We start from the raw sequence: 24,811 nt of genomic DNA on the forward strand, positions 1-24,811 counted from the left end.
ACCGCTTCCGTGATCCCGCCGACCAGCAGGTCGAGCTCCGCGTCGCTGATGACGTACGGCGGCATCGCGTACACGAGGTCCCGGAACGGTCGCAGCCACGCCCCGGACGCCACGGCGGCGTCGGTGGCGGCGACGACGTCGACCGGGTGGTCGAGCTGGACGACCCCGACCGCACCGATCGTCCGCACGTCGCGGACGCCCGGGACCGCGCGCAGCGGTGCCAGCCCGTCGGTGAGCCGGCTGTTGATCCTGGTGACCCGCGACTGCCAGTCCGAGGCGAGGAGCAGGTCGATCGACGCGGACGCGACCGCGCAGGCCAGGGGGTTGCCCATGAACGTCGGGCCGTGCATCACCACGCCCGACTCCGAGGCCGAGATGCCGCGTGCCACCTCGTCGGTCGTGAGCACCGCAGCCATCGACAGGTAGCCGCCCGTGAGCGCCTTGCCGAGGCAGAGGACGTCCGGGGTGACGAGCTCGGACACGAAGAGGTGGCCGGTGCGCCCGAAGCCGGTGGCGATCTCGTCGAAGACCAGCAGCAGGCCGTGCTCGTCGGCCACCTCGCGGAAGACCCGGAGGCAGGCCGCCGGATAGGGGTGCATGCCGCCGGCCCCCTGGAGGAGCGGCTCGACGATGATCGCGGCGAGCTCGGGGGCGTGCTCGCTCGCGACGGCCCGGAACGCCGCCGCCCAGGCGGCGACGTCCTCCGGGGCGGCGCTCTGCGCCGGCGGCTGGGGCGCGAAGACCTGCTCCGGCAGCAGTCCCTTCCACATCGCGTGCATGCCGCCGTCGGGATCGGTCACCGACATGCAGTCGAAGGTGTCGCCGTGGTAGCCGCCGAGCACCGTCAGGAACCGGCTGCGCCCGGGACGTCCGCGTCCGCGCTGGTACTGGAGCGCCATCTTCATCGCGACCTCGACCGACACCGAGCCCGAGTCGGCGAGGAAGACCCGGTCCAGCCCCTCGGGGGTGATCTCGACCAGTCGCCGGCCGAGCGCGACGGCCGGCTCGTGGGTGAGGCCGCCGAACATCACGTGGCTGAAGCGAGCGGCCTGGTCGGCGACCGCACGGTCGAGGACCGGGTGCCGGTAGCCGTGGACCGCTGCCCACCAGGAGGACATCCCGTCCACGACCCACGAGCCGTCGACCCGCAGCCGGGCACCGTCCGCGTCGTCGACGAGCCGCACCGGGGTGGGCGTCGTCATCGACGTGTAGGGGTGCCAGAGGTGCTCGCGGTCGAACGCGAGCAGCTCCTCCGGCGTGCTGGTGCTCATCTCACGCGTTCGCGGGGACCTCGGTGCCCGCGCCGCGGCGACGGATCGAGGGGTTGTGCCCGGACTGCCCGGCGTCGTCGGTCGCGCGGGCAGCGCCCGTCGCGCAGCCGCCACCGCAGCCGTCGCCGCAGCCGTCCGCGGACGAGCCGCACGGGGTGACCGCGCCGACCCGGTGCGCCTTGGCGTCCTGGTGCGCCGCGATGATCTCGTCGAACGCGGTCTGCTCCATGCCGAGGATGACGAAGCCGTTGTCGCGGAGCATCTCCAGGTCGGTGAGCGCGTCCTGGCCCTCGGAGGTCAGGTAGTCGCCGAGGAAGATCGAGTTCGCGACGTGGAGCGCGGTCGCCTGCATCGACCGCAGGTGCATCTCGCGGCCGCCGGCGATGCGGATCTCCTTGTCGGGGCACACGAAGCGCGCCATCGACAGGATCTTCACGCAGCGGATCGGGGAGAGCTCCCAGGTGTTCTCGTACGGCGTGCCGTCGAACGGCATGAGGAAGTTGACCGGGATCGAGTCGGCGTCGAGGTCGCGGAGCGCGAAGAGTGCCTCGACGAGCTGCTCGTCGGTCTCGCCGAGACCGGCGATGAGGCCCGAGCAGGGGGAGAGGCCGGCCGACTTCGCCCGGCCGATGGTGTCGACGCGGTCGTCGTAGGTGTGGGTCTGCACGATCGAGTCGTGGTGGGACTCGGCGGTGTTGATGTTGTGGTTGTAGGCGTCGACGCCGGCCGCCTTGAGCCGCTCGGCCTGGCCGTCCTTGAGCAGGCCGAGGCACGCACAGACCTCGACGCCGGCGTACTCGTCCTTGAGCGCCTCGGTCATCTCCACGACCTTGTCGATGTCGCGGTCGGACGGACCGCGGCCCGAGGAGACCATGCAGACCCGGGTCGCACCGCCGCGCAGGCCGGCGCCGGCCTGCTCGAGGGTGTCCTCCTTGGAGAGCCACGAGTACTTGAGGATCGGGGCCTGCGAGCCGAGGGCCTGGCTGCAGTAGTTGCAGTTCTCGGGGCACAGGCCCGACTTGAGGTTGACCAGGTAGTTGACCTTGACCGTGTTGCCGAAGTGCTCGCGGCGCAGCCGGCCGGCGGCGGCCACGACCGCCATCACGTCGCTGTCGGCCGCCTGGAGCACGGCCAGCGCGTCCTCCGAGGTGGCGCTGCCGCCCTCGAGGATGCGGGTGGCCAGGGCGTCGAACGAGGTGGTCATGGGTCTCCTCAGCGTGAGTTGAACAGTGTTCAGGTTAAGGTGCCAGGCATGGCGAGGTCAAAGGCGGTCCGGCGAACGGACATCGTCGCGAGCGCGATCGGGCTGCTCGACGAGCACGGCCTGGTCGGGTGGTCGATGCGCCGGCTGGCCGCCGAGCTCGGTGTCCAGCCGAGCGCGCTCTACCACCACTTCGAGAACAAGGCCGCCCTGCTCACGGCCGTGGCCGAGGAGGTCCTGCTGCGGGGCCGCCGTCCTGCCGAGATCGCGGCCTGGGACGCCGAGCTCCACCTGCTGGTCGTCGAGCTGCGCGACGCGATGCGACGGCACCGCGACGGCGCAGCGCTGATCGCACTGGTGCACGCCGCGGACCCCGAGTCCCTCGAGCGCCCGCTCCGGTCCGCGCTCGAGCGTGGCGGCGCCGACGAGCGGGTCGCCCGGGTGGGTGCACGGAGCCTGGTCCGGTTCGCGCTGTCCCACGAGTCCGACGAGCCGGACGACTTCGCGCTCGCGCTCGGCATCGTCCTCGGCGGGCTCGCTGAACGCCTCGTTCGCCAGCGTTAAGGTCGCTGTAACACGCGGGAGGCACAGTGGAGGACATGTCGACGAAGCCGGTGACGGTGGTGCTGTTCGGCGCCACGGGGGACCTGGCGCGGCGCAAGCTGCTGCCCGGGCTGCTGCACCTGTTCGAGAGCGGGTTGCTCCAGGACATCCAGGTCATCGGCACGTCGCTCGACGAGCACACCACCGAGTCCTTCGTCGCGTTCGCCCACGAGGCGGTGCTCGAGTTCTCCGGGGACGCAGCCGACATCGCCGCCTGGCCGGAGTTCTCGCATCGGCTGCACTGGGCGCCGGGGGCGGAGGGCGCCGCCGGGCTGCGGGCCGCTGTCGAGAAGGCCGAGGCGGGCTGGACCGGCGACAAGGTCCGGCTGCACTACCTGAGCGTGCCGCCGAAGGCCGCGCTCGCGGTGGTCGGCACGCTGGAGGAGGCCGGTCTGGCGTCGGGCAGTCGGATCATCATGGAGAAGCCCTTCGGTGTCGACCTGGCCAGCGCCCGGGCCCTCAACGCCGAGCTGCACAAGGTCTTCGACGAGTCGCAGATCTATCGGATCGACCACTTCCTCGGCAAGGAGGCCGCGCAGAACATCCTGGCGTTCCGCTTCGCCAACGGCCTGTTCGAACCGATCTGGCACCGCAACAACATCGACCACATCCAGATCGACGTGCCCGAGGACCTCGGCCTCGAGCAGCGCGCGACGTTCTACGAGTCGACCGGCGCCTACAAGGACATGGTGGTCACCCACCTGTTCCAGGTGCTCGCGTTCATCGCGCTCGAGCCGCCCACCTCGCTCTCGCCCGACGCGATCAACGAGGAGAAGAACAAGGTCTTCCGGTCGATCCTGCCGATCGACCCGGCCGACGTCGTCCGCGGCCAGTACCAGGGCTACCGCGACATCGACGGGGTCGCCCACGACTCCGAGACCGAGACCTTCATCGCGCTCAAGTGCTTCATCGACAACTGGCGCTGGGCCGGCGTTCCGTTCTACCTGCGCACGGGGAAGCGGATGGCCGAGGGCGCCCGGATCATCTCGATCGCCTTCAAGGAGCCGCCGCGCTCCATGTTCCCGACGCACTCCGGCGTCGGGGACCACGGTCCTGACCACCTGACCTTCGACCTGGCCGACAAGGCCAAGATGTCGCTCTCGTTCTACGGCAAGCGACCCGGACCGGGGATGCGGCTCGACAAGCTCTCCATGCAGTTCGCCATGCAGGACACGACCTGGGCGGGGTCCGTGCTCGAGGCCTACGAACGGCTCATCTACGACGCCGCACGCGGCGACCAGACCCTCTTCACCTCCGCCGAGGGCATCGAGCGGCTCTGGGAGGTCTCGGCGCCGCTGCTGAACAACCCGCCCGTCGTGCGTCCCTACCGGCAGGGGAGCTGGGGGCCCAACCAGGTGCACCAGCTGATCGCGCCGTACGCCTGGCGACTTCCGTTCGAGCGCGGGTGGCGCGACCCGAACGCGACCGGGTTCTAGTCCTCAGGCGCAGGGCATCAGGCGCAGGTCAGGCGTAGGCCATCAGGCGTACGCGTAGTCGTCGAGGGGGAAGCGCGCCGCCTCCCGGTGGGCACTGATCGTGGACGTCGGACGCAGCAGGACCGCCTCGCCGTGCTGGTTGAAGTAGTAGCTGCGCGCCGTCGCGCAGCTACCGGCGTTGAAGACCGAGTTCCCGAGGAGCTCGGTCATCCGCTCCAGGAAGGCGTCGTTCGCTTCCTCGCTGACCTCGAACACCCCGGCGCCCCGCTCCTGCAGGGCGCCGAACAGCCGCTCCATGTGGGCCATCTGCGTCTCGATCGTGGTGAAGTACGAGAGCCCTGAGTAGGAGTAGGGGCTGTTGAGGGAGATGAAGTTCGGGAACTTCGGGACGGTGATGCCCTCGTAGGCGCAGAACCGGTTGTCCCGCCACCACTTGCCCAGGTCGCGCCCCTCGCGGCCGATGATCTCGATCGCCGGGAAGTTCGCGTCCCACAGGTTGAAGCCCGTGGCGAGCACCAGCACGTCGAGGTCGGCGCGGCGACCGTCGGTGGTGACGATCCCGCCCTCGTCCACGTGGTCGATCGGCGTCGTCTCCAGGTCGACGTGGGGCTTGGTGAACGTCGGGTAGTAGCTGTTGGAGAACGAGGGCCGCTTGCAGCCGAAGTCGTAGTCGGGCGTCAGCTTCCGGCGCAGCTCCGGGTCCTTGACCTGCCGCTTGAGGTGCCGCTCGCACGCGGCCCTCCCGATCGCGTTGGCCCACGGCATGTTCCGGTAGTGCAGCACTCCGGCGACCATCATCACCTCGAGGATCGAGGTGCCGACGAGCCGCGTCGCCCGCTGGGTGAGCGGCACCTTCGCGAAGGCCGCGCGCACCGGCGCCGGGACGTTGCCGTCGACCTTCGCGCTGACATAGATGGGCGTGCGTTGGTAGACGGTCAGGTGGCCGGCGACCTTGCCCAGCTTGGGGACCAGCTGGACGGCCGTGGCGCCGGTGCCGATGATGCCGATCCGTTTGCCCTCGAGCTCGACGTCGTCGTCCCACCGGGTGGTGTGGACGACCTTGCCAGCGAAGTCGTCGATACCCGGGATGTCGGGCTTCTTCGGCTGGGAGAGGAAGCCGGTCGCCGTGAGCAGGAAGCGCCCGCGCTCGACGCTGCCGTCCTCCAGTGCGACCTCCCAGCAGGAGGCGTCCTCGTCCCACCGGGCGCCGCTGACGACGGCGTTGAAGCGCATGTGCCGTCGCAGGTCGTACTTGTCCGCGACGTGGGTCGCGTAGGCCTTGAGCTCCGGTCCCGGGGCGAACAGGCGCGACCAGTGGGGATTCGGCTCGAAGGAGTAGGAGTAGGTCGCCGACGGGATGTCGACCGCCAGGCCGGGGTAGCGGTTGACGTGCCACGTGCCGCCGAGGTCGTCCTCGCGCTCGAGCACCAGCAGGTCGTCGTACCCCAGTCGGCGGAGCTGGATGGCTGCTCCCATGCCACCGAAGCCCGCCCCGATGATCACTGCGTCGTGGACGTGCGTCATGTCGCGACCCTAGGGCTCCGAAGGCCCCGGCGGATCCGACTGTGGTCGGAAGTCGTGCCGTCGGTAGTCGGGGCCGATCGCCGTATCGGCCCTTCCGATCGTCGGATGTGACCTGGATCCCTGGACCTCTTCATCAAAGTCTATAAAGTCAGTCGAGTTAGAACACCAAACGTGATCCGCCCGACCAGAGGACCCCATGATCGAGATCTCCGGCCTGACCAAGGCCTACGGCGACACCCTCGTTCTCGACGGCATCGACCTGTCGGTCGCCGATGCGCAGATCGCTGCGGTCGTCGGACCGAGCGGCGCGGGCAAGAGCACCCTGGCGCGCTGCATCAACCTGCTCGAGCGTCCCACCAGCGGCAGCATCACCGTCCGGGGACAGGACCTGGCAGCGCTCTCGGGGCGGGACCTGCGCCTGGCTCGGCGCCAGATCGGGACGGTCTTCCAGTCCGCCAACCTGCTGCGCCGGCTGACCGCCGCGCAGAACATCGCACTGCCGCTGCGGCACCAGGGCGTGCCCGACCCCGAGGTCCGTCGTCGGGTGGGCGACCTGCTGGAGCGCGTCGGGATGCTCCACCGGGCCAACCACTACCCGTCGCAGCTGTCCGGCGGACAGCGGCAGCGGATCGGGATCGCCCGGGGACTGGCGCTGCAGCCGTCGGTGCTGCTCTCGGACGAGGCCACCTCGGGCCTCGACCCTGACGCCACCCGGGCGATCCTCGACCTGCTCACCGGGCTCCGCGACGACCTCGGCGTGACGATCCTGGTCATCACCCACGAGATGGACGTGGTGCGCGGGATCGCCGACCAGGTGGCCCAGCTCGACCACGGCCGGATCGTCGAGCAGGGATCAGTGGCCGACGTCGTACGACGCTCCGACTCGGCGCTGTCTCGCGCGCTGCTGCCGATGCCGCCCGCGCCGGACGCCGAGGGCCTGCGGACGTGGACCCTGCGCTACCGCAGCGACCAGGTCGCGCCGACCTGGCTCAGCCGCGTCGGCCGGGACCTCGGCGAGGTGGCGGTGCTCGCCGCGCTCGTGGAGCGCTCAGGTGACGCGCCCGTCGGCCGGTTGACGGTCGGGCTCGACCCGCGCCTGGAGGAGCGGCGGGTCGTCGAGGTCCTCGCCGACCACGGCGTCGCCGCCGAGCCGGCCACCGCGCTCCGCGCCGTCGCCGACGAGCGGCAGGACGAGCGACGGGCCCGGCAGGCGGAACCCGCCGCATGACGGCCCTGCTCGCGACCCCGTGGCCCGACGTCGACGACCTGCTCGTGCCCGCGCTGGGTGAGACCGTCCGGATGGTCGGCATCGTGATGACGGTCGTGGTGCTGCTCGGCGGTCCGCTCGGACTGCTCATCTTCAACACCTCGCCGCTCGGGCTCACGCCGAACCGCGTGGTCCACGTGTCGATCAGCTGGATCGCCAACCTCGGTCGGTCGCTGCCTTTCCTTGTCCTGATGGCCGCGATCATCCCGGTCACCAAGCTCGTGTTCGGCACCACGATCGGCTACCAGGCCGCGCTCCTCCCGATGTCCGTCGCCGGTGTCGCCTTCTTCGCGCGGCTCACCGAGAACGCCGTCCGCGAGGTGCCCCGTGAGCTGCTCGACGTCGGGCTCGCGACCGGCGCGACCCGCTGGCAGATCATGCGCGGCATCCAGCTCCGCGAGGCGCTGCCCGGTCTCGCCGCGGGCGTGACGCTCAATGTCATCGCGATGATCGAGTATTCCGCCATCGCCGGGGCCATCGGCTCCGGAGGCGTCGGCTACCTCGCCGTCAACTACGGCTACCGACGCTTCGACGACCACATCATGATCGCCTGCATCGTGGTCCTCATCGCGATGGTCCAGGCGATCCAGTTCAGCGGCGACCGCGTCGTCCGCGCCCTCACCCACTGAACCCCCCTGATCCCCTGATCACCAGAACGAAAGGGACCACCATGTCCACCACCCAGCAGGATCGGACCAGCGGTGAGCACCGCGACACGATCGACCTCGGCCGCGGCAGTCGCGGCTGGTTGATCTCCCTGGTCGTCGGCGCCGTCGTCATCGCGATCGGTGTCGCCCTCTTCGTCACCCTCGGCGGTGGCGACGACGAGAAGGCCGTCGAGGGCAGCCACTTCAGCAACGAGTTCGAGATCGCCTACCAGGCCTCGAGCGCGAGCGAGCTCGCGTTCCTGGAGTACCTCGACGCCGAGATCGCGCCCGACCACGGGATCACGATCACGCCCGTCGGCATCGAGGACGGCAACCAGCTGGACCAGGCCACGGCCGACGGCGAGTACATCGCCAACATCTACCAGCACAAGCACTGGCTCAAGCAGGTCACCGACGCCACCGGGATGGAGCTCACCGCTCTCGGCCCGGTCTTCCAGTGGTCCTACTCCCTCTACTCGACCCGGTACGGATCGATCGACGAGCTGCCCGACGGCGCCGAGATCGCGCTCCTCAACGACCCGGCCAACACGGCACAGGCGCTATGGATCCTGGAGCGCGCCGGCAAGCTCACGTTCAAGGACGGCGTCGACCCGTGGGCGGCCACCGAGAACGACATCGAGGACAACATCGGCGGCTACGAGTTCACCTACATCGAGTACGGCGCCGGCCCCCGCACCCTCGACTCCGTCGACGCCGTCATCGACTACAACATGTCGTTCGTCGACGCGGGCACCCCGGAGGAGTACCGGATCTACGAGCCCGCCGCGCCGCTGGAGTTCGCCGGCCAGCTGGTCATCGGCACGGCGTACCTCGACGACCCGCAGGTCGAGAAGCTCCGCGAGATCTTCTTCGACCCGCGCGTCCAGGAGTACCTGGCCACCAACGACGACCCGAGCCTGGCCGGCCAGCTCGCGCCGGTCTCGGCCGAGTGACCCGTCCCGCCGCACCACCCGCCGCACCACCCGTCGCATCACCCGTCGCATCACCTGTCATCAACGAGGAGACACCCATGACCGTCCAGACCCGACCCGCCACCGAGGTGGTCCGTCCCGGCACCCCCGCTTGGACCGCGCTGCTCGACCGGATCCGCCCCGGAGCCAGCGAACGTGAACGGGACCGCACCGCGCCGCACGAGGTGATCGGCTGGCTCAAGGAGGCCGGGGTCGGACGGCTCCGCATCCCCGTGGCGGACGGCGGCGCCGGCCTTTCCCTGCCGCAGCTCTTCGCCGCCCTGATCGACCTGGCCGAGGCGGACTCCAACGCCGCACACATCCTGCGCACCCACTACTGGTTCGTCGAGCAGCACCTCCAGGGCAGCAACGACCCGGCGTTCCGCGCGCGGCTGTCGCTGGCGGTCGACGACAAGCTCGTCGGCAACGGGTTCAGCGAGCAGAGCAAGCTCCCGGTCGGGCTGTACTTCGAGACGGCGTTCACCCCGGACCCCGCCAGTGCGGACGGCGGCTACCGGCTCAACGGCACGAAGTTCTACTCGACCGGCAGCATCTACTCCGACTACACCCAGATCTGGGCGGCGGCGCCGGAGGGCCGGATCGCCGGGGCCGTGATCCCGGTCGACCGCGAGGGTGTCTCGATCCTCGACGACTGGGACGGCTTCGGCCAGCGCCTGACAGGCACGGGCACCACCCAGCTCGACGACGTCCGCGTCGCGGCGGACGAGATCTTCGACCTCGGGGAGCCGGACGGCGAGCCGGTGCCCGGCTACCAGGGAGCGTTCCTCCAGCTCTACCTCCAGGCGGTGACGGCCGGCATCCTGCGCAGCGTCCGCGACGACGCGGTCGCACTGGTGAAGCGGCGCGCCCGGAGCTACAGCCACGCCAATGCACCCCAGAGCCCGGCGGCCGACCCGCAGGTGCTCCAGGTGGTCGGTGAGATCTCCGCGGACGCCTTCGCCGCCGAGGCGATCGTGCTCCGGGCCGCCGAAGCACTGCAGGTCGCTGCGGACTCCGTCGTCGACGGAGTGCCGACCGCCGAGGCGGCAGAGGCTGCCCAGCTCGCAGCGGCGCACGCCAAGGTCGCCGTCGACCGGTTCTCCTACGCCACGGCCGCGCGCCTCTTCGACGTCGGCGGGACCTCGGCCACGCAGGCGGCGTACAACCTCGACCGGCACTGGCGGAACGTGCGGACGATCTCCACGCACAACCCGACCTTCCTCAAGGCGTCGGCGATCGGCGCCCACGTCGTCGACGGCACCGCCTTCCCGGCCAACGCCTACTTCTGATCGGAGCCCGGACATGTCTGCAGTCGGACTGCTCTTCGTCGGCGCGGTGCTCTTCGTCAACGGCCTGCTCTTCCTGGGCAAGGTCGACCCCAAGAGCGCCGGTGTGTTCAACCTGTTCGTCGGGGCCCTCCAGACGGCCATCCCGTTCTGGCTGATCAGCCGCGCGACGACGCCGGACGAGATCCTCGGCGCTGCGGGGATCTTCCTGTTCGGGTTCACCTACCTCTACGTCGGCATCGGCAACCTCAAGGGGTACGACGCCAACGGCCTGGGCTGGTACTCGCTGTGGGTCGCGGTCGTCGCGACCGGGTTCGGGGTCGTCAACATCGTGCGCTTCGACGACACCCCGTCGGGCCTGTTGTGGCTGCAGTGGGCGGTGCTGTGGTCGGTCTTCTGGGTGGTGCTGGCTCTCGGCGTCACCCGACTCACCGCAGCGGCCGGCTGGCTGACGATCGTCCAGTCGGTGACCACCTGCACCGTCCCGGGCTTCATCATCCTGCTGGGCGAGTGGGACCGGGTGACGACCGGGCAGGTGCTGGCCTCGGCCGTCGCCGGCCTCGCGGTCTTCGCCGCGGTGGCCGTCCGCAGAGCGGCACCTGAGCCGGCCGTGCCGGCGACACCGGCGGAGGTACGGATTCCCGTCTCGGCCTGACACCCCCTCCCGTCAGGCCGCCTCCCCGAAGGCTCCGGGCCGGTTCGATCGTTCTCGTGACGCATCGGCCGGCCCGGAGTACTTTTTCGAGATGCCTCTGAAACTCCTGCCGGCACTGCTTCTCGTGCTGCCAGCGGTGCTCGGTCTGACGACCGACGCACAGGCATCGAGCGAGCGCGGCCGCAACTACTTCGCCGCGATCGCCGTCAACGCCAACGACGGGACCTACGGCTACTCGTTCGACTACCGGACCCGCGACGGGGCGGAGGACCGCGCGCGCCGCGAGTGCCGGATCCGCCAGACCGAGAGCGGCTGCCGCGGCATCGTGTGGGTCCGCAACGGCTGTGCCGCGGTCTCGGTGCGTCGGCGCGCCGACGGTTCGCTCTCCCGCATCACCTGGGGCATCGGCGACTCCCGAGAGGTCGCGCGACGCCGCGCCAACGACGAGTGCGGAGCCCGCTGTCGGATCCTGTCGCTGGTCTGCACGGCCCGTTAGTCGGCGACTGACGCGCCCGCGACGTCGAGGAGTCGCGCGCACTCCTCGATCAGCCGCTGACGCAGCGGAGCGCCGCGGTCGGCGAACGTGCGCTGGGCGGCGACGTAGTCGGACTTGCCCTCGGGGGTCTCGATCCGGATCGGGTCCAGGCCCAGGTCGGCGAGGTCGTACGGCGCCGCCCGCATGTCCATGACCCTGATGTCCCACGCCAGCTCGAAGCAGTCGGCGACGAGGTCGGAGCCGACCATCGGGGACAGCCGGAACGCGTGCTTGTAGAGGTCCATGCCGGCGTGCAGGCACGCGGGCTGCTCGAAGGCGGCGCGGTCGTCGCGGCCGGGGGAGAGGGTGTTGAGCGGCACGGCCGGACGGGTGAAGAACCGGTAGGCGTCGAAGTGTGTGCAGGCGATCCGGTGGCCCTCGACAACAGCGTCGGTCCCGGCCGGGCCGAGCCGTAGCGGCCAGGAGGCGTGCCGGGTCTCGTCCTCCTCGAGCCGATAGACCATGGCCCACTCGTGGAGGCCGAAGCAGCCGAAGCTCCCGGGCCGGCCGGCGGTCGCGACCAAGAGCCGGTGCAGCGCCTCGACCAGCGGCCGCTGCGCGGCGACGTACGACGCGCTGACGGCGACGCCGTGCGGACCCTGCTCGTAGCCCTTGAGCGTGGCGTGCTCGGGCGCGTCGGCGAGGACGACGCCGTAGCCGGGGTGCCAGCGACGCAGCTGGGCCGGCCGGTAGGAGTAGTAGGTGAAGAGGAAGTCGTGGACCGGGTGCTGGATGCGGGCCTCGCGGCGCTCGAGGTGCGGCGCCACGTAGCTGTCGACCCGGTCGGCGTGCGCGGCGGCGGCCGGGCGCCACACGGCTGCCGGCACAGCCTCGACCTGCTGCACGTCCACGGAGCCCAGCCTAAGGATCCGGGTGCGGACCACCGATTCGGTGGCCCGTTCATTCCTGGGAACGATTCTCCGCGCCGATTCCGCCCTGGAACGATTATTTCGGTGCGTCCGCGGGACTGATCTGGTTGTCTCAGCGCTCGTGCCCGGCTCGGCGACGGTCACGCACGCTCTCCCCCCACTCCTGGAGATCCCACCATGAACGCCCGTTCCACCCGATCGCGCTACCGCGCGGTCCTCGCCACCGGCCTGGTCACCGCCGTCGCAGGCAGCCTGCTCTCCCTCGCGCCGGGTACGGCCGAGGCCGCCACCAAGGCCGACCTCCGGGTCACCGCGGCGACGGTCGACAAGACGGCCGTCGTCGAGGGCGCGAAGGTCACGGTCACCCACACCGTGCAGAACAAGGGCCGCCGCAAGGCGGGTGCCTCGACGACCCGCGTCTACCTGACGACCGACGTCGAGGCCAGCCTCGCCGAGCGGCGCGCCAGCCGTACCAACCCGCGCACCTCGCTGACCGACCTCCGGCTGGTCGGCAAGGCGCCCGTCAAGGCGATCCGGCCCGGGGCCAAGCGATCGACCGGCTCGGTCACGTTCACCGTCCCGGTCGGCGTCCCCGCCGGGACCTATCGGGTGCTGGTCTGCGCCGACGACCTCGGCAAGGTCGGCGAGTCGGAGGAGGCCAACAATTGCCTGGCCGCGACCGGCAGGCTCGCCGTGAGCGAGGACCCCGGCAGCGACGACCTCGTCGTGCAGTCCTTCGACGAGGCCGCGGTGTGGCCCGACGACGAGGACGACGCCCTGGGCTTCCTCAAGATCTTCTGCAAGAGCACCTACCCGGTGAAGAGGTACACGCTCGGCGGCGCCATCGACAGCGTCCGGGCCTTCCTGGAGGCCAACGCCCCGGGTGGGATCGCGGACCTCAAGGCGTCCGGCCAGGCGAGCACGCCGGAGAAGGCGCAGGAGCTGGCGGCGACGGCGCTCGCCGGCGGATCGCCCGGGTTGGCGCTGGCGGCCCTGCTGGAGGCCCACCGGCTCCAGCCGACCCGCGGCACGCACCTGGTGAACGCAGCTGCGCTCGCCACCTCGGTCGGTCTGCCCAACGAGGCGATCGCGCTGCTGGACGCGGCGATCGGTCGCGAGTTCCTGCGCGCCCCGTTCGGCATCCCGCACGAGGCCACCGCTGCTGTCGTCCGCGGCCAGGCGCTGGTCATGACCGGCCGCTCCGACGCCGCCCAGAAGCTGTTCAGCAGCGCCAAGCAGCTCGCGCCGCTGCTGACCGAGGCCGACGCCGGCCTGGCCACCGTCGCGGCCTGCAAGGGACAGGACGCCCTCGCGAAGCGCTACATCGCGCGCAGCCGGGTCCGTTCGGACGAGGAGGTCCCGACGACCCCGCCGACCCAGACGCCCGTCCAGCCGACGCCGCAGATCGACATCACCCGGGGTGAGGCGGTGCCGCTGCGCCAGCTGCCGATCGCCGAGACGCCGACCCAGGCCGCGGACATGCGTCCCGTCTACTACGGCATCGCCAACGGCTTCCAGGCCGAGATCCAGGCCAACATCGACGAGGCCAACCGGCTCGAGCAGCACCTGCGCGACACCGACGACGCCCGCACCCGGGCCGAGATCGACCGTCGCAACGACATCCTCGTGCTCCTCTACCGAACCCACCTCGAGGGCGACGTCGAGGACGCCCAGCAGGCGCTGTACGACGAGATCAACAAGCTGACCGAGATCAAGGAGGAGTTCTGGGGCGGCGGCACCGGCGAGGTGGAGTACACCTACGGCCGCTTCCTCGAGGAGGCCAGCGACGCGTGCGCCGGCTCCGAGGAGGACTACGACACCTGCTTCACCCGCGAGATCAACACCCGGTGCCGCCCGGCCCTCAACCAGCAGCACATCCGCTGGCGGACCCGGATCCTCGCCGCGCAGGACAAGGCCAACCACTACTTCGAGGTCTGGTCGAAGCTCATGACCGGCTACGCCGCCAACCTGGCCGACGAGGAGGCGCACCGGCTCGCGTTCACCCACATCGACGGGCTGGAGAGGGACGTCTACGCGCTGCTGGTGCAGCAGGCGCAGTTCTGGTCGCACAACGTCAACCTCGCCCGGGACCACTGCGTGGAGCCGCTCCCCGCCGAGATCCTCAACCCGCCGGCCAACCCGGACATCCAGTCCGGCACCAAGTGCGAGGGCGCCCTCAAGGCGATGAACCTGCGGGCCACGCTCGGCCCGAGCACGGTCAAGATCAGCTGCGAGCGCATCGAGCAGGGCTTCGCCCTCCCCGTGCTCCCGCTGCTGGAGGCGTTCGTGGACGTGAAGTTCGACTTCCGCACCGGCAACGTCTCGGTGTTCGCCGGCTCCAAGGGCGGTGGTACCCACACCGGTGTGGAGGCCACCTTCAAGTCCGGCGTCTACATCAAGGTCAACCAGCAGGGCGAGCTCGTCGACGCCGGCTGGCGGGTCGGGCCGAGCGTGAGCGTCGGGGCGGGCTCCGCGGAGTTCAGCGCCTACGAGGGCGAGATCGACATGTCGTTCACGTCCAGCCTGACGCCCGGGTACTGAGCAGCACCAGCGGGGCGCACCCGGCGAGCCGACGAAGTCGATCATCTAGGCTCGCCGGGTGCGCATCGCGAGATTCACGGCCGCCGGCAACGGACAGAGTGACCCGGCGTACGGCGTCGTCACCGGCGACCTCGACCCGTTCGGCCAGCCCGCCGAGGACGCGGTCATCGTCGAGCTCGCCGGCGACCCGATGTACGTCGGCATCAAGGTCCTCGAGCGCGAGCACCGGTTCGCCGACGTCAAGCTCCTCGCGCCTGTCCTGCCGCGCAGCAAGGTCGTCGGCGTCGGGAAGAACTACGCCGCCCACGCGGCGGAGATGGGGGGCGACCAGCCCGCGGAGCCGCTGCTGTTCCTCAAGCCCAACACCAGCGTGATCGGCCCGAACGATGCGATCCTCTATCCCTCGCAGACCTCCCACCTCAGCTATGAGGGCGAGGTCGCGGTCGTGATCGGCCGGATCTGTCGCGACGTCCCCGCCGAGCAGGCCACCGACGTGATCTACGGCTACACCATCGCCAACGACGTCACGGCGCGCGACCTCCAGAAGACCGACAACCAGTGGGCGCGGGCCAAGGGCATGGACACGTTCTGCCCGCTCGGCCCGTGGATCGAGACCGACCTCGACCCGCAGGCGTTCATCGACGGCTGCAAGGTGCAGACGTTCCTCAACGGCGACGTCGTCCAGGACGGCAGCACCGCCGACATGACGTGGAACATCCCCGACCTGATCGCGTACATCTCCTCCGCGATGACGCTGCTGCCCGGCGACGTGATCCTGACCGGTACACCCGAGGGGGTCGGCCCGATGGAGGTCGGCGACGAGATCGAGGTCTTCGTCGAAGGCCTCGGCGCTCTCACCAACACCGTCGCGAAGAGAGGCTGACGAAGCAGATGAGAAATGTTCGGGTCCGGATGGCCCCTTCCCCGACGGGCAGCCCGCACGTCGGCCTGGTCCGCACGGCGCTCTACAACTGGGCTTTCGCCCGCCACCACGGCGGGACCTTCGTGTTCCGGATCGAGGACACCGACACCGCGCGGAACACCGAGGAGTCCTACACCGCGATCCTCGAGCTGATGCGGTGGCTCGGCCTCGACTGGGACGAGGGCCCCGAGGTCGGCGGCCCGCACGCGCCGTACCGCCAGAGCGAGCGCTCCGACCTCTACGCCGAGGCGCTCGACAAGCTCCGCGCGTCGTCGTACACCTACGACTGCTACTGCAACAACGACGAGGTCGATGCACGCCGCAAGGCGTCCGGCTCCAAGGTGATGGGGTACGACGGCTTCTGCCGCGAGCTCACCGCCGACCAGGTCGCGGCGTTCGAGGGCCAGGGGCGCAAGCCGGTCGTCCGGTTCCGGATGCCCGACGGCTCGGTCTCGTGGGACGACCTGGTGCGCGGCGAGATCACGTTCGAGACCGAGTTCGTGCCGGACTACGCGCTGTGCCGGGCCAACGGGGAGCCGCTCTACACGCTGGTCAACCCGGTCGACGACGCACTCATGGAGATCACCCACGTGCTGCGCGGCGAGGACCTGTTGTCGTCGACGCCGCGACAGGTCGCCCTCTATGCGGCGCTCATCGATCTCGGGATCACCGACTTCACGCCGCAGTTCGGGCACCTGCCCTACGTCATGGGGGAGGGCAACAAGAAGCTGTCGAAGCGCGACCCGGAGGCGCACGCGCTGGCCTACCGTGACAACGGCTTCCTCCCCGAGGGTCTGCTCAACTACCTGGCCCTGCTCGGGTGGGCGATCGCCGCCGACCGCGACGTCTTCACGCTCGCGGAGATGGTCGAGAAGTTCGAGATCGGCGACGTCAACGCCAACCCTGCGCGGTTCGACCTCAAGAAGTGCGAGGCGATCAACGCCTCCCACATGCGCCTGCTGTCCGTCGAGGACATCACCCACCGGGCGCTGCCGTTCCTCAAGGCAGCCGGTGTCGTCGGCGACCCGGTGCACGACGCCGACGCCCAGCTGCTCGAGCTGGCGATGCCGCTCGTCGCCGAGCGGATCAACAAGCTCGCCGAGGCGCCCGACATGCTCGGCTTCCTCTTCGTCGACGAGGAGTCGTTCTCCGTCGACCCCGCCGACGCCGAGAAGCTCCTCGACGAGGCCGGCAAGGGCGTGGTCAAGGCGGCGCACGACGCGCTCGTCGACCTCCACCCCTGGTCGACCGACGCGATCCAGACCGCCCTCCAGGCCGCGCTCGTCGACGACCTCGGCCCCAAGCCGCGGGTCGCCTTCGGGCCGGTCCGGGGCGCCGTCAGCGGGCGGCGGGTGTCCCCGCCGCTCTTCGAGTCGATGGAGCTGCTCGGCCGCGACCGCAGCCTCGGACGCCTGCAGCGTGCCCTCGGCTGACGGCGCGGGGCTGCCCTACGAGCGGCTGCACCGGCTCGGCCGCAGCGGCCCGGGCTGGGCGCTGCTCGGCGCGTGCGGGCTGGTGGTCGGGCTGTTCCTGCTGCCGGTCGTCCTGGTGCTTCCGGTCTGGTCGCCGAGCGACCCGCTGACGCCGGCCGGGCTCGCGATGACCTGCGTCGCGCTCGCCGCGATGACCCTCGTCGCGGCCGGCCTCACCGTGGCGATCCACCACGTCCCCGGCCGGGTCCTGATGTCGGTCCTCGGCCGGATCCGGTGGGCGTGGCTGGCCACCTGCTCCGGCCTCGCCGTGGTCGCGGTGGGTGCGACCCTCGTGCTCGCGTCGTTCCTCCCGGAGGACGGCGGCGGCGCGTCGTTGTCGGGCTCGGTCAACGACGTGACGGACCGGACGGTCGCGTTCGCGCTGATCATCGTCCTGCTGATCCCACTGCAGGCGGCGGGGGAGGAGTTCGCGTTCCGCGGCTACCTCACGCAGGCCGTCGGCGGCCTCGCCGGCGGCCGGGTCGGCACCGTCCTCGCCGTGGTGCTCCCTGCCTTGCTGTTCGCGCTCGCGCACGGCGTCCAGGACCCGCCGGTCTTCATCGACCGCCTCGCCTTCGGCCTGGTCGCAGGGGCACTGGTCGTCGCGACGGGCGGGCTCGAGGCGGGCATCGCCATGCACGTCCTCAACAACCTCGTCTACTTCGGGCTGGCGCTGGTCGTGGGGGACATCTCCGACGCCCTCGCGCCGGTCGAGGGCACCTGGTGGCTGCTCCCCGGGACTCTCGCGCAGTCGCTGACCTACCTCGTGCTCGTCACCTGGGTGGCTCGGCGCAGGGAGGTCGAGCGAGTCACAGGCCAGGCCGTTTTGGATCGGCAAGAACCCCGCGTGTAAGGTTTCTCGTCGGCCCCCGGACCTGCGGCGAAGGGGAACCGAACACAGCACGACAGTGGTCTATGGTGTAATTGGCAGCACGACTGGTTCTGGTCCAGTTAGTCTAGGTTCGAGTCCTAGTAGACCAGCGAGTACTCGCGTGAACAGCCCCTGAACGGCCCGATTTGGCCCGCCAGGAACGGAATCGCTAAAGTTCTCACCGTTGCGAAGGCCTGCTGAAGCTGGCAGACCGGACAACACGTTGCCCCCGTCGTCTAGCGGCCTAGGACGTCGCCCTCTCACGGCGGTAACGCCGGTTCAAATCCGGTCGGGGGTACAGATTGAGACCCGGGTCCCTTGGGCCCGGGTCTCAGCCGTTTTCGGGTCCCGCGAGGGTCGACAGGTAGCGCGCGGTGTTGGCGCGCATCGGCCTGCCGGCGAACCGCGCGTTGAGGAACCGGAACGCGGCGGAGTACGACGTCAGCGCCGCGGCGGCGTGGGTCGGGGCGACGCCCGGCGCGAAGTGGACCCGGGCGCCCTGTCGTACCCAGCGCTCTGCGAGTGCCCGGCCGGCCTCGAACGGGACGACGTCGTCGAGCCGGGAGTGGACGAGCATGGTGTCCATCCGCGGCCACGCGCCCTCACCGAGCCGCTGCTCGCGGACCAGGGTCGCCAACGGCTCCTCGCCGATCAGCTTGCCGAGCGGGCGCCCGTCGGCCGTCAGCGTCGCGGACTTCGTGAACGCGTAGGCGCGCAGGGACTCGAACAGGCACTGCTCGGTGATCCGGGCGATGACCTCGCGACCCTTGTCGTTGAGGAAGTCGTGGAGGTCGACGCCGTAGTCGGTGGCGATGCCCGCGATCGCATACCCGAGGAACCCGAAGTAGGGGCCGCCGTCGAGGAGCCACGCGGTGAGCTCCAGGTCCGCCGGCACCGCGCCGGCGACCGCTCCCCTCACGTCCAGCTCGGGTGCGTACTCGTGCCACATCTCTGCCGCGCTGGCTGCCGCCCCACCACCCTGGGAGTAGCCGGTGATCGCCACCGGGCCGTTGCGCGGGATGTCGGGGTGGTCGAAGTTCTGGGCGGCCCTCAGTGCATCGAGGACCACGTGCCCCTGGACCCGGCGGCTCATGTAGGTGTGGACACCCGGCATCCCGAGGCCCTGGTAGTCCGGCACCACCACGTTGTAGCCGCGCGCCAGCAGGCCGCTGATGAACACGCTCTCGTACTCGCGGCCGACCGCCATCTGGAGCGAGGGGGCGCACTGGCTGCCCATGCCCTGGGTGCCGACCGCGAAGGCCACCAGCCCCCGGTCGGCCCGCTTCGTGCGCGGCCGGGTCGGCGTCAGCACGGTGCCGGTGACCGCGATCGGCGCCCCCGTGCGGTTGCGGCTCACGAACATGATCCGCTCCACCCGCGCCGGCGCCGGCACCAGGCGGAAGGGGTCGATGTAGAAGCGGGCCGGCTCGCTGCGCAGGATCGTCCCCGGCTCGTCAGGGATCACGTCCGGCTCGGTGTAGAACGCGCTCTGCGGCTTCGGCTCGAGGGGCCGCGCGCTGACGGCCGAGAGCGCCAGGCGCACCGCCTGACCCAGCATGCTCGTCGATGGCCTCGGCTGCGTCATGGCCGGAGTGTTGCGGGTAGCCGTTCCCTTGTCGAGCACCGCGGTCGACCCTCGCCCGGGAGCGGCGTGGTGCCGCCAGGGGAGCGGCCGCACGCCCTAGTTTCGAAGTGCCATGGGGACCCTGCAGCGGGCGGGCGCCGAGACGCGCCTGCGCGTGACCAACGACGAGACCAGCGTCGACTACGACGACGCCGCGGCCGTCGGTGCCCTGCGGATGGTCCGAGCCGACGGGGCATGGAGCGTCGTCGACGGGGGAGTCGAGGGCGGGGTCTTCCACGAGGGGTGCCGGATCGGCCGGCTCGCGCTCCGTCCGGGTCGGCCGGTGCGGCTCGCGGCGGGAGCCCCCGACGGCCCGACGCTGCTGTTCGAGGTGCTGCCCGTCGTACCGGAGCCGACGCCGGGTGACACCGTCCCGGCCGCCGTCCAGCCTGCCGCCGTCCGGCCTGCCACCGTCCGGCCTGCATCCGCCTCGGCCGCCGTCCAGACCATCGGCCGCGGTGCCGGCAACACCCTGGTCCTCGACGACCCGTTGGTGTCGCGGCACCACGCGGCCGTCGACCTGACGACCCCGCCGGTCCTGCGCGACCTCGACTCGTTCAACGGCACCTTCGTCAACGGCGAGCGGGTCACCGCGGCCGAGCTGGCCAAGGGCGACCAGGTGGTCGTCGGGGCCCAGACGCTGGAGTGGGACGGGCGGCGGCTCGCCCCGCCGCGCCGGACCGCCCGCCGGATGCTGGTGGCCGACGGTCTCAGCACGGTCACTCCCGACCTGGTGCGGCTGCTCGACGGCGTCTCCCTCGAGCTCGAGGCAGGCAGCCTCACCGCGATCATCGGGCCGTCCGGTGCCGGCAAGACCACGCTCCTCAACGCGCTCACCGGACTGGTCCCGGCCGGGCGTGGGCGGGTGCTGTGGAACGGGCACGACCTCTACCGCCACTACGAGGAGCTGCGCTTCCAGATCGGGGTGGTGCCGCAGGAGGAGATCCTCCACCCCCAGCTCACCGTGCGCGACGCGCTGCGCTACGCGGCGCGACTGCGGCTCCCACCCGACACCACCCGAGCCGAGCAGCAGCGCCGGGTCGACCAGGTCGTCGCGCAGCTCGGTCTCGACGCTCAGCGCGACCTGCGGATCGGGCGGCAGCTCTCCGGGGGGCAGCGCAAGCGGGTCTCGATCGCGACCGAGCTGCTGACTGCGCCGCCACTGCTGTTCCTCGACGAGCCGACGTCCGGGCTCGACCCCGGGCTCGACCGGTCGGTGACGGAGCAGCTGCGCGGGCTGGCCGACGACGACCGGGTGGTCGTCGTCGTGACCCACTCGGTGCTGGCGCTCGACCTGTGCGACCAGGTGGTCGTGCTCGGCAAGGGCGGACGCGCGCTCTACGTCGGGCCGCCCGAGGAGCTGCTCGCCCACTTCGAGGTCCGCGACTACCCGGCGCTGTTCCAGCAGCTCGACTCCGCTCGACCGCGTCCCCGCTCCGCCGGGACCACCGACACCGGCAGCCTGCCCGCCGTGCCGCGCTCCGTCGTACCCCCGCAGCGACCGTCCCGGTGGCGTCAGCTCGGGACACTCGTCGCCCGCGACGTCGCCGTCGCTCGGGCCGACCGCGCGCTGATGGCGATGCTGGTGCTGCTGCCGCTCGCCCTCGCGGGGCTGAGCCGGGTCGTCCAGGGCGACGCCGGGTTCTCGCTGCACCTCACCCGCGAGGGCAGGTTCCTCGACGGCTCCGAGGTCACCCAGCGGCTCACGATCCTCGTGGTCGCCGCAGCACTGATGGGCGCGGCGATGACGATCCGGGAGCTCGTGAAGGAGCGCGGCATCCTGCGACGCGAGTACGCCGTGGGGCTCTCGCCGGGGCCCTACCTGATGAGCAAGGTGATCGTGCTCGGCGGCGCCTGCTTCCTCCAGGGGCTGCTGCTCACCTGGCTCGCGACCACCGGGCTGCCCGGTCCCGACCGCGACGGCGTCCACGGCTGGGGATGGTGGGAGATCGCCCTCCCGGTCGCGGCCCTCGCCACGGCGATGGCGGTCGTCGGGCTCGCGGCCTCCGCGTGCCTGCGCAGCGCCGACCACGCGATGCCGGTGCTGGTCGCGCTCGTGATGGTCCAGCTGGTCCTGTCGGGTGCGATCGTCGGCGTCGCCGGACGACCCCTGCTCGAGCAGGTCGCGTGGCTCGCGCCCTCGCGCTGGGCCTACGCCGCGTCAGCGGCGAGCGTCCACCTCGGCCGGACCCGGCGCGGGGTCGAGGACGCCGTCCGTGACCCCCTCCAGGCGTTCGACGCCGGCCAGTGGAACACCGACCTGCTGGCGATCGTGGCGATCGCCGCGCTGGCAGCCGGCCTCGGCCTCGTCGCCGTACGACGGAGCGCGCGCAGCGTCCGCTGACGACGAACTGCCACTCCTGCAGGGTCGAGTTGCCACTCCTGCGGGGTCGAGTTGCCAGTCCTGCAGGGTCGAGGTGTCAGGGAGTGGGCTTCGGCTTCGGGGCCTTGGCCGGGGTGGCCTTCCTGGTGCGCGCCTTGGGGGCGGCTGCGGGCTCGGCCTTGGTCGTGCCCTTGGTCGCGGGGGTCCGCGCCTTCGAGGTCGCCGACGCGACCTCGGTCTGGCGGACGCGGGCCGCACGGGTCTTCGGCGGCGTCGGGTCGGTGCCGACCACGGCGAAGATCGGGGCCGTCACCTTCTCCAGCGCGGTGACTGCGTCGGCGTGCCGCTCGGCGAGCTTGGCGACGACGCCGGCGAGCTCGGCCTGGGCGTCGGCCAGGGTGGCGACGGTGTCGGCCAGCTCGCGCTGCCGGACGATGAAGTCCTGGAGAGGCTGGGCGGTGGCGCCGGCCAGCCCGGTGATCGCGCCGGCCATGCTCGCGACGGCGCCGGCGAGGTCGCCGACCTGGCGTACGAGCTCATCGGGAGCCGTCACTCCGGTGACGGCAGCGTTGGTGACCGTGCGGAGCGTGTCGCCGGCCAGCTTGAGAGCCACCTGCTGCGACTTGATCAGCAGGTCGATCGGGTTGTCCACCATGGCGACAGCGTGGCAGACGGGGGCCGGGATAGGCGGGACATCGCGTCACGTCTTGTCGTCGTGCTCCGGTCGCTGCACGCGAGCGGCGATGTCCGATTTCCGCGAGAAGATGTCGGCGGCGTCGTCCAGGATGGAGGCATGACGACGCCGATCACCGCGACCGCCGCGCGGATCCCGGGGCTCGACACCGAGTCCTGCTACGCCGCGGTGAAGTCGCGGGACCGGCGTTTCGACGGCGTCTTCTACATCGCGGTCCGGACGACCGGCATCTACTGCCGCCCGTCGTGCCCGGCGCGCACCCCGGCGCTGGCCAACGTGAGCTTCCACCGCAGCGCGGCCGCCGCGCAGGCCGCCGGCTACCGCGCCTGCAAGCGCTGCCTCCCCGACGCGACACCCGGCAGCCCCGACTGGGACGTCGCCGCCACCGTCGCCGGCCGGGCGATGCGGCTCATCGGCGACGGTGTCGTCGACCGCGAGGGCGTCGACGGCCTCGCCCAGCGCCTCGGCTACACCGCGCGGCACCTGTCGCGGGTCCTCACCGGGGAGCTCGGCGCCGGGCCGCTCGCCCTGGCGCGGGCACAACGCGCCCAGACGGCCCGGGTGCTCGTCGAGACGACCGACCTGCCCTTCGCCGACATCGCGTTCGCCTCCGGGTTCGCGAGCGTGCGACAGTTCAACGACACCGTCCGGGAGGTCTACGCCGCCACCCCGACCGACCTGCGGGGACGACGCGGGGGAGTGCGGACGCCCGGGGCGATCGAGCTGCGGCTCGCCGTCCGGACGCCGTTCGCCGGAGCGGCCCTGCTGCGGTTCCTGGCGATGCGGTGCGTCGAGGGCGTCGAGGTCGCAGGGGACGGGTGGTACGCCCGCACGCTCGACCTCCCCCACGGTCCCGGCACGGTGCGCGTCGAGCTGCGCGACGTCCTCGACGCAGGTCAGACCGCACTGGTGCCGGCCCGCTTCGTGCTCCACGACCTGCGCGACACCAGCGCGGCCGTCGCCCGCGTCCGGCGGCTGCTCGACGGCGACTGCGACCCGCTCGCGGTCGCCGACCACTTCTCGGGCGACCGGCTGATCGGGCCGCTCGTACGGCGCCGGCCGGGCCTGCGTGTGCCGGGGCACGTCTCCGGCGACGAGGTCGCGGTGCGTGCGGTGCTCGGGCAGCAGGTCTCGGTGGCCGGTGCGCGCACCGTCGCCGGGCGGCTGGTCGCCGAGCACGGGCGGGCGGTCCCGACCGACCTCCCCGGACTCACCCACCTTTTCCCCTCGGCGGCCGTGATCGCCGGGATCGACCCCGAGCGACTGCCGATGCCCCGCGCGCGGGGTCGGGCGCTGACCGGGCTCGCGGCGGCGCTGGCGTCCGGCGACCTCGCGCTCGACCGCGGGCCCGACCGCGGCGTCGTACGGGAGGCGCTGCTGGAGCTGCCCGGCATCGGCCCGTGGACGGCGGACTACATCGCGCTCCGCGCGCTCGGGCACCCCGACGTGTTCCTGCCGACCGACGTCGGCGTGCGCCACGCGCTCGCCGCACTGGGTGGCGCCGACGCCGATCCCGCCACCTGGGCGCCGTGGCGCTCCTATGCCCTGCTACACCTGTGGACCTCACTGGAGGAGAAGTCATGACCTGGACCGTGATCGAGTCGCCGATCGGCGCGCTGCGGCTCGTCGCCCGCGACGGTGCCCTGACCCAGATCGAGTTCACCCCGTTCCGGGACTCCGACGGCCGGCCGCGCGGGGAGCGCGACGACGCCGACCCGCTGCTGCGCGAGGCCGCGCGCCAGCTCACGTCGTACTTCGAGGGTGAGCTGCAGGACTTCGACCTCCCGCTCGCGCCGGGCGGCAGCGCGTTCCAGCAGTCGGTGTGGGACCAGCTGGTCAAGATCGGCTACGGCGAGACCGCGTCGTACGGCGAGATCGCCGCCCGGCTCGGCAAGACCAACGCGGCTTCCCGCGCTGTCGGCCTCGCCAACGGCTCGAACCCGATCCCGATCGTGATCCCCTGCCACCGCGTCATCGGCGCCAACGGCACCCTCACCGGCTACGCCGGGGGCCTCGACCGCAAGCAGACCCTGCTCGACCTCGAGCGTCAGGACGCCCTCTTCTAGCCCACGAACCCGCAAGGTTTGGTCGCCGAACCC

At 71.3% G+C, this 24,811-nt stretch carries 21 protein-coding genes and 2 tRNA genes; 17 read left to right on the forward strand and 6 right to left on the reverse strand.

The window, feature by feature from the left end; all coding sequences use genetic code 11:
- Together H0487_RS13335 and bioB are read right to left on the reverse strand one after the other, a co-directional pair.
- On the reverse strand, positions 1-1,271 hold a 1,271-nt coding region (locus H0487_RS13335), incomplete at its 3' end, for an adenosylmethionine--8-amino-7-oxononanoate transaminase (protein ID WP_183094725.1).
- Between the two features lies 1 nt (position 1,272).
- Positions 1,273-2,475, reverse strand: coding sequence for a biotin synthase BioB (gene bioB / locus H0487_RS13340; protein WP_183094726.1), 1,203 nt, complete (start codon positions 2,473-2,475; stop codon positions 1,273-1,275).
- A 48-nt stretch (positions 2,476-2,523) separates the two neighbouring features.
- Between bioB and H0487_RS13345 the strand changes: the two genes are divergently transcribed.
- On the forward strand, positions 2,524-3,036 hold the full coding sequence (locus tag H0487_RS13345) for a TetR family transcriptional regulator (protein WP_183094727.1): 513 nt from the start codon (positions 2,524-2,526) through the stop codon (positions 3,034-3,036).
- A 35-nt stretch (positions 3,037-3,071) separates the two neighbouring features.
- Complete coding sequence (gene zwf, locus H0487_RS13350; RefSeq protein ID WP_183094728.1) at positions 3,072-4,511, forward strand: glucose-6-phosphate dehydrogenase; 1,440 nt, start codon at positions 3,072-3,074, stop codon at positions 4,509-4,511.
- 42 nt (positions 4,512-4,553) lie between these two features.
- On the opposite strand, the gene H0487_RS13355 is transcribed toward zwf, so the two are convergent.
- Positions 4,554-6,035, reverse strand: a complete 1,482-nt coding sequence (locus H0487_RS13355) for a flavin-containing monooxygenase (RefSeq protein ID WP_183094729.1) — start codon at positions 6,033-6,035, stop codon at positions 4,554-4,556.
- 196 nt (positions 6,036-6,231) lie between these two features.
- On the opposite strand from H0487_RS13355, the gene H0487_RS13360 reads away from it, so the two are divergent.
- The 6 genes from H0487_RS13360 to H0487_RS13385 all read left to right on the forward strand — a co-directional run bounded on the left by H0487_RS13360 (position 6,232) and on the right by H0487_RS13385 (position 11,357).
- Positions 6,232-7,263, forward strand: a complete 1,032-nt coding sequence (locus tag H0487_RS13360; RefSeq protein ID WP_183094730.1) for a methionine ABC transporter ATP-binding protein — start codon at positions 6,232-6,234, stop codon at positions 7,261-7,263.
- Positions 7,260-7,931 carry a methionine ABC transporter permease gene (locus tag H0487_RS13365; RefSeq protein ID WP_183094731.1) on the forward strand — a complete coding sequence of 224 codons (672 nt, stop codon included), beginning with the start codon at positions 7,260-7,262 and terminating at the stop codon, positions 7,929-7,931. Before H0487_RS13360 ends, H0487_RS13365 begins: the two co-directional genes overlap by 4 nt.
- A gap of 41 nt (positions 7,932-7,972) precedes the next feature.
- Positions 7,973-8,902, forward strand: a complete 930-nt coding sequence (locus H0487_RS13370) for a MetQ/NlpA family ABC transporter substrate-binding protein (RefSeq protein WP_183094732.1) — start codon at positions 7,973-7,975, stop codon at positions 8,900-8,902.
- Positions 8,903-8,979: 77 nt separating this feature from the next.
- Positions 8,980-10,209 (forward strand): acyl-CoA dehydrogenase family protein, encoded by a 1,230-nt coding sequence (locus H0487_RS13375; RefSeq protein WP_183094733.1) that lies wholly within the window; start codon positions 8,980-8,982, stop codon positions 10,207-10,209.
- A 13-nt stretch (positions 10,210-10,222) separates the two neighbouring features.
- The gene (locus H0487_RS13380) at positions 10,223-10,861 is read left to right on the forward strand and encodes an AmiS/UreI family transporter (RefSeq protein ID WP_183094734.1); all 639 of its coding nucleotides are present in this window, start codon (positions 10,223-10,225) and stop codon (positions 10,859-10,861) included.
- Positions 10,862-10,952: 91 nt separating this feature from the next.
- Positions 10,953-11,357, forward strand: a complete 405-nt coding sequence (locus H0487_RS13385; RefSeq protein WP_183094735.1) for a DUF4189 domain-containing protein — start codon at positions 10,953-10,955, stop codon at positions 11,355-11,357.
- On the opposite strand, the gene H0487_RS13390 is transcribed toward H0487_RS13385, so the two are convergent.
- A complete protein-coding gene (locus H0487_RS13390; protein ID WP_246383550.1) occupies positions 11,354-12,247 on the reverse strand; it encodes a 3-methyladenine DNA glycosylase in 894 nt (297 codons plus the stop codon). The genes H0487_RS13385 and H0487_RS13390 overlap by 4 nt on opposite strands.
- Positions 12,248-12,442: 195 nt before the next feature.
- Between H0487_RS13390 and H0487_RS13395 the strand changes: the two genes are divergently transcribed.
- The 6 genes from H0487_RS13395 to H0487_RS13420 all read left to right on the forward strand — a co-directional run bounded on the left by H0487_RS13395 (position 12,443) and on the right by H0487_RS13420 (position 18,369).
- On the forward strand, positions 12,443-14,806 hold the full coding sequence (locus H0487_RS13395) for a CARDB domain-containing protein (protein WP_183094736.1): 2,364 nt from the start codon (positions 12,443-12,445) through the stop codon (positions 14,804-14,806).
- A 58-nt stretch (positions 14,807-14,864) separates the two neighbouring features.
- Complete coding sequence (locus H0487_RS13400) at positions 14,865-15,689, forward strand: fumarylacetoacetate hydrolase family protein (RefSeq protein WP_183094737.1); 825 nt, start codon at positions 14,865-14,867, stop codon at positions 15,687-15,689.
- A gap of 8 nt (positions 15,690-15,697) precedes the next feature.
- Positions 15,698-17,161 carry a glutamate--tRNA ligase gene (gene gltX / locus H0487_RS13405; RefSeq protein ID WP_183094738.1) on the forward strand — a complete coding sequence of 488 codons (1,464 nt, stop codon included), beginning with the start codon at positions 15,698-15,700 and terminating at the stop codon, positions 17,159-17,161.
- Entirely contained in the window at positions 17,148-18,053 is a 906-nt protein-coding gene (locus tag H0487_RS13410; protein ID WP_183094739.1) for a CPBP family intramembrane glutamic endopeptidase, read from the forward strand. The genes gltX and H0487_RS13410 overlap by 14 nt, the downstream gene beginning before the upstream one ends.
- A gap of 56 nt (positions 18,054-18,109) precedes the next feature.
- Positions 18,110-18,181, forward strand: a tRNA-Gln gene (locus H0487_RS13415).
- Between the two features lie 115 nt (positions 18,182-18,296).
- Positions 18,297-18,369, forward strand: a tRNA-Glu gene (locus tag H0487_RS13420).
- Positions 18,370-18,402: 33 nt separating this feature from the next.
- Here H0487_RS13420 and H0487_RS13425 read toward each other — a convergent pair.
- A complete protein-coding gene (locus H0487_RS13425) occupies positions 18,403-19,656 on the reverse strand; it encodes an alpha/beta fold hydrolase (protein ID WP_183094740.1) in 1,254 nt (417 codons plus the stop codon).
- Positions 19,657-19,768: 112 nt separating this feature from the next.
- On the opposite strand from H0487_RS13425, the gene H0487_RS13430 reads away from it, so the two are divergent.
- Entirely contained in the window at positions 19,769-22,039 is a 2,271-nt protein-coding gene (locus H0487_RS13430) for an ATP-binding cassette domain-containing protein (RefSeq protein ID WP_183094741.1), read from the forward strand.
- A 76-nt stretch (positions 22,040-22,115) separates the two neighbouring features.
- Here the strand turns inward: H0487_RS13430 and H0487_RS13435 are convergent, their stop codons facing one another.
- Positions 22,116-22,673 (reverse strand): hypothetical protein, encoded by a 558-nt coding sequence (locus tag H0487_RS13435; protein WP_183094742.1) that lies wholly within the window; start codon positions 22,671-22,673, stop codon positions 22,116-22,118.
- Positions 22,674-22,811: 138 nt separating this feature from the next.
- Here H0487_RS13435 and H0487_RS13440 point away from each other — a divergent pair, with 138 nt between their 5' ends.
- Together H0487_RS13440 and H0487_RS13445 are read left to right on the forward strand one after the other, a co-directional pair.
- On the forward strand, positions 22,812-24,296 hold the full coding sequence (locus tag H0487_RS13440; RefSeq protein ID WP_183094743.1) for an AlkA N-terminal domain-containing protein: 1,485 nt from the start codon (positions 22,812-22,814) through the stop codon (positions 24,294-24,296).
- Positions 24,293-24,778, forward strand: a complete 486-nt coding sequence (locus H0487_RS13445) for a methylated-DNA--[protein]-cysteine S-methyltransferase (protein WP_183094744.1) — start codon at positions 24,293-24,295, stop codon at positions 24,776-24,778. The genes H0487_RS13440 and H0487_RS13445 overlap by 4 nt, the downstream gene beginning before the upstream one ends.
- Positions 24,779-24,811: the final 33 nt, after the last annotated feature.

Origin of the sequence: Nocardioides stalactiti (assembly GCF_014180715.1) — a bacterium.
Classification (GTDB): Bacteria; Actinomycetota; Actinomycetes; order Propionibacteriales; family Nocardioidaceae; genus Nocardioides; species Nocardioides stalactiti.

What these genes read in the sequence shown, in the direction of transcription:
- H0487_RS13370 (WP_183094732.1), top strand. Translation starts at nt 7,973, where the DNA reads ATGTCCACCACCCAGCAGGATCGGACCAGCGGTGAGCACCGCGACACG.
- H0487_RS13430 (WP_183094741.1), top strand. Translation starts at nt 19,769, where the DNA reads ATGGGGACCCTGCAGCGGGCGGGCGCCGAGACGCGCCTGCGCGTGACC.
- bioB (WP_183094726.1), bottom strand. Translation starts at nt 2,475, where the DNA reads ATGACCACCTCGTTCGACGCCCTGGCCACCCGCATCCTCGAGGGCGGC.
- H0487_RS13345 (WP_183094727.1), top strand. Translation starts at nt 2,524, where the DNA reads ATGGCGAGGTCAAAGGCGGTCCGGCGAACGGACATCGTCGCGAGCGCG.
- zwf (WP_183094728.1), top strand. Translation starts at nt 3,072, where the DNA reads ATGTCGACGAAGCCGGTGACGGTGGTGCTGTTCGGCGCCACGGGGGAC.
- gltX (WP_183094738.1), top strand. Translation starts at nt 15,698, where the DNA reads ATGAGAAATGTTCGGGTCCGGATGGCCCCTTCCCCGACGGGCAGCCCG.
- H0487_RS13365 (WP_183094731.1), top strand. Translation starts at nt 7,260, where the DNA reads ATGACGGCCCTGCTCGCGACCCCGTGGCCCGACGTCGACGACCTGCTC.
- H0487_RS13435 (WP_183094742.1), bottom strand. Translation starts at nt 22,673, where the DNA reads ATGGTGGACAACCCGATCGACCTGCTGATCAAGTCGCAGCAGGTGGCT.
- H0487_RS13385 (WP_183094735.1), top strand. Translation starts at nt 10,953, where the DNA reads ATGCCTCTGAAACTCCTGCCGGCACTGCTTCTCGTGCTGCCAGCGGTG.
- H0487_RS13425 (WP_183094740.1), bottom strand. Translation starts at nt 19,656, where the DNA reads ATGACGCAGCCGAGGCCATCGACGAGCATGCTGGGTCAGGCGGTGCGC.
- H0487_RS13445 (WP_183094744.1), top strand. Translation starts at nt 24,293, where the DNA reads ATGACCTGGACCGTGATCGAGTCGCCGATCGGCGCGCTGCGGCTCGTC.
- H0487_RS13360 (WP_183094730.1), top strand. Translation starts at nt 6,232, where the DNA reads ATGATCGAGATCTCCGGCCTGACCAAGGCCTACGGCGACACCCTCGTT.
- H0487_RS13395 (WP_183094736.1), top strand. Translation starts at nt 12,443, where the DNA reads ATGAACGCCCGTTCCACCCGATCGCGCTACCGCGCGGTCCTCGCCACC.
- H0487_RS13355 (WP_183094729.1), bottom strand. Translation starts at nt 6,035, where the DNA reads ATGACGCACGTCCACGACGCAGTGATCATCGGGGCGGGCTTCGGTGGC.
- H0487_RS13440 (WP_183094743.1), top strand. Translation starts at nt 22,812, where the DNA reads ATGACGACGCCGATCACCGCGACCGCCGCGCGGATCCCGGGGCTCGAC.
- H0487_RS13375 (WP_183094733.1), top strand. Translation starts at nt 8,980, where the DNA reads ATGACCGTCCAGACCCGACCCGCCACCGAGGTGGTCCGTCCCGGCACC.
- H0487_RS13380 (WP_183094734.1), top strand. Translation starts at nt 10,223, where the DNA reads ATGTCTGCAGTCGGACTGCTCTTCGTCGGCGCGGTGCTCTTCGTCAAC.